The sequence below is a fragment of the Elizabethkingia argenteiflava genome (genome assembly GCF_009904105.1).
In the GTDB taxonomy this organism is placed as follows: domain Bacteria; phylum Bacteroidota; class Bacteroidia; order Flavobacteriales; family Weeksellaceae; genus Elizabethkingia; species Elizabethkingia argenteiflava.
Map to the genome: position 1 here is coordinate 1 of NZ_JAAABJ010000328.1, position 6,461 is coordinate 6,461.

Genomic DNA, 6,461 nt, shown 5'->3' on the forward strand with positions numbered 1-6,461 from the left:
AAGATGGCCAGTTTGGATAAGCACACACAAGAAGAAATTATTGATACTCTCATGAAAATGTTTTCTTAGCTATATAGCCACGAGAAATCAAAAAATTATCAGCGAAAGGTTTGGTTTGAAAATGAAACAGGCACTGAAATAACTTAGGAGGTTTTTTATATTCTAAAGTCTTTCCTGAATTAAACGAAAATTCATCTCAATGATATTAACATAATATAAGGATAGACCTCCGTATACTTTTTTCCTAAAGCGCTATTTTAGGCATATTTTCAGGTGCTGGGTGGGAGGAAAACGAAAAAACGAAACTGAATGCAGATATTTTCGGGTTGGCAGTGTTATGCTATGCATAATATATAAATTGTTGTAAAATCAGGATTTTAATCTCTCGAGAAAGAATTGATTTTAAAGTTGAGTTGTATAGATAAAAGATGCTCTCTTCTTGTTTCTACTCGTTCCCCATATTCATTCCAATTTTCTTTTATTAAGGAGCAAAAGACCTATCCAAACCTTTCTGAAAGAGCCGTCTTTGCTCCATTTATTGAAATAATAGTAAATGCTTTGTCAGTAGATTTTCTCTTTGCCAAAATATTCTTTCAAACTTAATTCCCGCCTGACAGCCTGTTTTCAGGCGTTTTACAATAAGCTGAATTATTTTTACCAGATCATATCTTGTCGAAAATCCTCTTTTTCCTTTACTTAAATGAGGTAAAATCCACTTTTTTATTTTATCTTTAATTATGATTTCCAGATTATTAGTTATTTGATTCGCAATTCAAATTTGCTATTTTTATCCGAAATCTTTCTTATATAAATAAGTTTAAACAACTTCTTTATAAATAGATTAGCAATACAAATGAAAACTAAATTTATTAATACTAATTTTAACTATTATTTATCAAATTTTTAACAATTACTACTATTGAATATAATACATGAAATAGTAAATTAAGAAATATGCCCATTTATATTGGGTGACCACCAAAAAACCCATGTCAGGGATTGTATGGCAAAAGCAAAATATTAATTTAAAATTTACTAACATGAAAAAAATTAGATTTTTTATGCAAAACAAAATTGTTTTGACCTCTTTTTCTTCTATTGTTTTATTGGCAAGTTGCTCTAGAGAAGAATCACCAAATAAAGAAGAAGTACAACAGGTGACAAAAATAACAGGAGAAAATATATTTAGACAAATATTCTTTCTACAAGGTGGGGAGGCAAATGTTTTGAAATCTATACCTACGTATAGTTATAATCTTGAAAAGATTGAGGACTTAAGTTCAAAAGAAAAGTCTGCTTCAGAAAAGTATATAAATGAAATAGTAAATATATTAAAGCAGAATAATTCAAATTATTTCAATGATTTTGAGTCTAAGATGAAAAGTAAAGATCCATATATTATAGATCAATCTTTGAAACAAGGTGCTGAAGATATTGTTACTGCAATTAAAAATTCTTCTGAAAAAAAGAGGTATAATTCAGCTATGAAAATATATAAGGATAAATATAAATCTGCAAGCTTAAAGACAGCTAAAGATTTAGAAAATTTAAAATTAAATTTAGAAAATGATCTTAAAAAGCAAGCTTTAGTAGAAAGATCTCAAGCTATGATGCCTGAAGCAGCAGCCTGTCTTGCAACAGTATCGGTAGTAGCAGTGGTAGCTTGGGAAGTAGCAGCAGCAGCTAATGTGGTAGCAGCAGTAACTGTTTTTGTTTGGAAATATGCCAAATTTTTCGGTGTGCAAGAGAGTGATTCCTCAACCTCAAGTCTTACTAATGAGGAAGTAGTGGCGGCAATTATAAATAATTATTAACTGATGAGAAAATGCTTTTATACTTCTGTAATACTAATATCAATAATTTTACTATTTATAACTTTTACAAATTCTATAAAGCATAATTTATACAGTGGAAGTTTCCACACTACAAGATTAGTTAATACAATCCTACCCCAAGGGTGGGGTTTTTTCACTAAAGATCCAAGAGAAGCTAATGTATATTGTTATAAATATAATAATGGGAATTTAGAAAATATGATATATACAAGTGATCATTATGTTAATTTATTTGGGTTGTCAAAGAAAAGTAGAATGATTGCATTTGAAAACTCAATGATTTTGGGACAAATAAAAAAAATCCCATATCAGAGTATTAATAATTTAAAGAATGATCATGCGATATATAAGGTAAAGTGTAATGGTTTAAACTATCTTAAAGAAGGAGAATATATTATCATTCGTGATGAAGTACCACCCTACTTATGGCGTGACTTCAAAAAAAAAGAAAAAACTTTTATCCATGTTAGATGTATTAAAAACTAGATTTCAAGGTTTAATAATTATTTGTGAAGAAAAGGCTTCCCATAATTATTTTACAAATGTATATGGTTTATCCAGAAGTTTGTATGCATTAGTAACTTTGTTTAGTTTAATATTTAATAGCACTGAATCTCTTTTTTCTCCTCTTACATATAAGAAAAAAGAAATATTGATAGCTTTTTCAAATATTAACTTATTCCATATTTTCGGTTATGACGGATTAATTTATTCTAAAATAATAGCAATAGTAATTCTGATTATTTGTGTAATGGGATATTTTCCAAGATATTTTGGCGTATTACAATGGTGGGTCAGCTTCAGTTTTCTTAATGCTTGTACAATTGTTGAAGGTGGAGATCAAATAACCAATAATGTTTTATTATTATTGATTCCAATTACCCTTATGGATAGTAGAAAAAATCATTGGATTAATACAGTTAGTATAAATAATAATTTATATAAAAATTTCATAGCACACGTATTGTTTTGCATGATTAGTATTCAAATTTCTGTATTATATCTCCAAGCTGGAGTAGAAAAATTATATAAGGTAGATGAATGGGTAGATGGGTCTGCAATTTATTACTGGCTTAACAGTAACTTATTTGGAATGGCAGAGTATTTAAGACCTATTTTTTTCCCAATTATAAATACTCCAAAGCTGCTTTTTATTATTAATTGGAGTGTTATTATTTTTGAATTATTAATGGCTGGAGCTATATTTATGGAATATCAAAAAAGGAAAAAACTTATTTACTATGCCGTCGGATTTCATTTTCTAATAGCATTTTTCTTTGGATTAGTAACCTTTTTTATAGCTATGACAGCTACTGTTATTATATATCTGATTCCTAAAGATTTACAAATACAATTTTTATTAAAGAAAAAAAGATGAGACTCGTTATATTATTTTCCATGATTTCAATTTTTCTTTTTTCTCAGGAAGGGAAAGAAAAAAAATCAGAACAATTTATCAATAAAGTTTTTATTGAAAAAGACTATAAAGGAAGTTTGTTATTCTTTAACAAGAAACTGATAGAGGATGGCTATATCACCGAAAATATACTTTCCAATGCAATAACGGCCCTAGGAAATGAATATGGAAATTTGAAAAAATTTGAAAAAATCGATGTACAAGCAAGCAATATATATTATAAAGCAATATTTGAGAAGGTTCAACAGTATATTGAAATAAGTTTTGATCAAAATGATGAAATTATAGGTTTTCATGTCTTACCAAATCATAGTATAGAAACCAAAGATAATTCTAATAAAAGTATGTCATTTGGTGAAAATATTATTATTAATGGAAATAATAAAGAAATTAATGGTACATACATTGAAAATAAATCAAGTAACTTTTTGGTAATTATTATACCAGGTTCTGGGTCTCAAGATAGAGATGGTACAATATTTTCTAATAAACCATATAAAGATATTGCAGAACACTTATATAAAAAAGGAATTTCCTCATACAGATATGATAAAAAAATAAAAAATGAAGATGTTCAAAACATTACTATAGATAAGGAATATACAAATGATTTACTAGCAATTATAAGCTTTTTCAATAACAAAGGAAAAAAAATCGTATTAATAGGACATAGTCAAGGAGGGACCATTGTTCCTATGATAATTAATGTTTCCAAAAATAATATATATAAAGGTATTATTATGGCAGGATATGTTTCTCCATTGCAAGATATTATATTGAAGCAAATAAACTATCTAAACAATGATAATAACGGAAACATTTTGGTTCAAAAAGTAAAAAAAGATATTGATGAGATAAATAAATTAGATAAAAATATAGATGACTTTAAAAAAAAAGAACTACTATCAGTACCTACAAGCTACTGGTTATCATTGAAGAAATACAATATTCAAACAAATTTACGTACAATAAATATTCCGCTAATGATAATGCAAGGAGGAAAAGATTACCAAATAGGAAAGGATGAATATTTAAAATTTGAAAAGTTGCTTAAAAATAAAAATAATGTTTCTCTAAAATTTTATCCAGATTTAAATCATTTATTCATGAAGAGTGATGGTACAATGTCTCCTGAAGAATACAAAATAAAATCTATTGTTAATGATAAAGTACTTAATGATATTTATGATTTTATTGTTTCTTAAAATTTGAAACAACTTGTAATATATTTTGTAAATCTTCTTTTTTTTGTGTACCAATAAGTATTTTATCTCCAGATATTAATTCTAATTGTAATCCATATCTTCCCCTCAAACTAAAAGCTTTTCCTTGTGAACTATATCTAATTCCCCAGCCTCCAAAATCTCGTAGTGGTGAATATTCTTTAATATAAACTTTTGATATTTGATCCCACTCATATTTCTTTACAATAAAAAAGGGAATAAATTGAATTTGAATTCCAGTTTTATCAATATTTGTTATAAGCTTAATTGCAGATATAAATAAAGCAAACAATAAGAAAAATACAGTTATAATTATAAGTGTCAAGTTACTAACTGGCTTGCTTCCAAAGTTATTACCCTCAAACACCTGTTTATAAGTGCCAAATACTAAAACAATAAGGATGAATATTAAAATCCCCCATATCCATAATTGATTAACTCTTTGTTTTTCTTTGTATTGCATAATATTAACATTTTGTGATTTGAAAATAATATAGAAGTTGTTTAAACTTATAGTTTTCTGAGTGTAAACATTCCAAATGTATGCATTTAAAGATAGAGTTTTTTCTTGAAAAAACTTTAAATTTAAATATGAAAAAAAGTAAGTATTCAGAGCGTCAGGTTTTTGGAATTTTGAAAGAACAGGCACATGGAAAGAGCGTAATAGAAATATGTCGTAATCATAATATTACACAAGGTACTTTTTATCTATTCTGGTATGGAAAGTTCGGATATTCAAAATCTGCGTGATCTGGAATCCGAAAATTCCAAACTTAAAAAACTCTATGCCGAACGCTGCTTAGAAATTGAAGCTCTAAAAAATGTTCTGTCAAAAAAGTGGTAAAGCCTACTGGACGGCGTGAAATTGTCAACTTTATTCGTAAAAAATACCATTTAAGCGAACGAAAAAGTTGTTTAACAATTGGTATCAGTAGGCGCAGCTACCGTTATAAAAGTAGAAAAAATGACGATGAATTAATAGAGGCTCTAACAAAACTTTCACAAGAACAACCAGGTTATGGTTTTTGGAAGCTGTATGATAAACTTCGGAACTTGGGGTATATTTGTAATCATAAACGTGTCCACAGAGTTTATGTGACATTAAAAATGAGCATTTGAAGAAGGGTAAGAAAAAGGCTTCCCGCCAGAATCCAAGAAAACATCAGTATTCCTTTGGAGCCAGATGAGTGCTGGAGTATGGATTTTATGAGTGACAGTTTGTATGATGGAAGAAGATTCAGGATATTAAATATTGCTGATGCTTATAACCGAGAACTACTTTCTATGGAAATTGATACAAGTATCTGTTCTGCAAGAGTGGTAAGTTTTAGATCATTTAAAACAACAGGGACGTAAGCCTAAACGCATAAGAGTTGATAATGGTCCTGAGTTCATATCTAAAAATCTTCAGCTATGGGCTCAGGAAAATAAAATAGAAATTCACTATATACAACTTGGGAAACCAACACAAAACAGCCTTATTGAAAGACTGAATAAAAGCTGTAGGAATGAGCTTCTTAATATGTATGTCTTCAAGAATCTACAGGAGGCTGAAGAAAAAGCTAATCAGTGGTGGATTGAATACAATTATAACAGACCGCACGAAGCATTAGGGAATATAAGCCCTAAAAAATATAAACAAAAAATGAAAGAATCTATCATTTAGAAGGGTTACAAAATTGGGTAGCTTACGAAAATAATTAACTAAAGTTCATGTTTAATATGTTAAATTTAAGTAAGTTTTAGAGATTTTAATTTAAATATAACGCTGATCAGCAAAACCTATGTCAGGGATTGTATGACAAAAATAAATTTTAAATTTCAAAATTTTAACCAAGAAGTTGTTTAAACTTTTTAAGACAAAAAGAGTTCCGAGAAAATTAGCAATTTTGTATTACAAATCAAATAAATAATAATCTGGAACTCATCAGCAAAGATAAAATAGAAAGATGGATTTTACCTCATTTAAGCAAAGGAAAAAGAGGC

8 protein-coding genes are annotated in these 6,461 nt (G+C 28.1%); 7 read left to right on the forward strand and 1 reads right to left on the reverse strand.

The annotated features are described in order from the left end of the window. Positions 1–989 precede the first annotated feature (989 nt). The 4 genes from GNY06_RS03500 to GNY06_RS03515 are packed head-to-tail and all read left to right on the forward strand — an operon-like array spanning position 990 to position 4,457. Positions 990–1,814 (forward strand): hypothetical protein, encoded by an 825-nt coding sequence (locus GNY06_RS03500; protein ID WP_166518822.1) that lies wholly within the window; start codon positions 990–992, stop codon positions 1,812–1,814. Between the two features lie 3 nt (positions 1,815–1,817). Next, positions 1,818–2,321 (forward strand): SdpA family antimicrobial peptide system protein, encoded by a 504-nt coding sequence (locus GNY06_RS15090; RefSeq protein WP_166518823.1) that lies wholly within the window; start codon positions 1,818–1,820, stop codon positions 2,319–2,321. Further along, the gene (locus tag GNY06_RS03510; RefSeq protein ID WP_244614353.1) at positions 2,242–3,213 is read left to right on the forward strand and encodes a sporulation-delaying protein SdpB family protein; all 972 of its coding nucleotides are present in this window, start codon (positions 2,242–2,244) and stop codon (positions 3,211–3,213) included. Before GNY06_RS15090 ends, GNY06_RS03510 begins: the two co-directional genes overlap by 80 nt. Next, on the forward strand, positions 3,210–4,457 hold the full coding sequence (locus tag GNY06_RS03515; RefSeq protein ID WP_166518825.1) for a serine aminopeptidase domain-containing protein: 1,248 nt from the start codon (positions 3,210–3,212) through the stop codon (positions 4,455–4,457). The genes GNY06_RS03510 and GNY06_RS03515 overlap by 4 nt, the downstream gene beginning before the upstream one ends. Here the strand turns inward: GNY06_RS03515 and GNY06_RS03520 are convergent. Continuing rightward, positions 4,444–4,938 carry a DUF6141 family protein gene (locus GNY06_RS03520; protein WP_166518826.1) on the reverse strand — a complete coding sequence of 165 codons (495 nt, stop codon included), beginning with the start codon at positions 4,936–4,938 and terminating at the stop codon, positions 4,444–4,446. The two genes, GNY06_RS03515 and GNY06_RS03520, sit on opposite strands and share 14 nt — an antisense overlap. 128 nt (positions 4,939–5,066) lie before the next feature. Between GNY06_RS03520 and GNY06_RS03525 the strand changes: the two genes are divergently transcribed. The 3 genes from GNY06_RS03525 to GNY06_RS15100 all read left to right on the forward strand — a co-directional run bounded on the left by GNY06_RS03525 (position 5,067) and on the right by GNY06_RS15100 (position 6,141). After that, on the forward strand, positions 5,067–5,225 hold the full coding sequence (locus GNY06_RS03525) for a transposase (RefSeq protein WP_166518827.1): 159 nt from the start codon (positions 5,067–5,069) through the stop codon (positions 5,223–5,225). 87 nt (positions 5,226–5,312) lie between these two features. Further along, positions 5,313–5,594, forward strand: a complete 282-nt coding sequence (locus tag GNY06_RS15095; RefSeq protein ID WP_166518828.1) for an IS3 family transposase — start codon at positions 5,313–5,315, stop codon at positions 5,592–5,594. A 319-nt stretch (positions 5,595–5,913) separates the two neighbouring features. Then, positions 5,914–6,141, forward strand: coding sequence for an integrase core domain-containing protein (locus tag GNY06_RS15100; protein ID WP_394350821.1), 228 nt, complete (start codon positions 5,914–5,916; stop codon positions 6,139–6,141). Positions 6,142–6,461: the final 320 nt, after the last annotated feature.

What these genes read in the sequence shown, in the direction of transcription:
- GNY06_RS03510 (WP_244614353.1), top strand. Translation starts at nt 2,242, where the DNA reads ATGAAGTACCACCCTACTTATGGCGTGACTTCAAAAAAAAAGAAAAAA.
- GNY06_RS03500 (WP_166518822.1), top strand. Translation starts at nt 990, where the DNA reads ATGTCAGGGATTGTATGGCAAAAGCAAAATATTAATTTAAAATTTACT.
- GNY06_RS03525 (WP_166518827.1), top strand. Translation starts at nt 5,067, where the DNA reads ATGAAAAAAAGTAAGTATTCAGAGCGTCAGGTTTTTGGAATTTTGAAA.
- GNY06_RS03520 (WP_166518826.1), bottom strand. Translation starts at nt 4,938, where the DNA reads ATGCAATACAAAGAAAAACAAAGAGTTAATCAATTATGGATATGGGGG.
- GNY06_RS03515 (WP_166518825.1), top strand. Translation starts at nt 3,210, where the DNA reads ATGAGACTCGTTATATTATTTTCCATGATTTCAATTTTTCTTTTTTCT.
- GNY06_RS15090 (WP_166518823.1), top strand. Translation starts at nt 1,818, where the DNA reads ATGAGAAAATGCTTTTATACTTCTGTAATACTAATATCAATAATTTTA.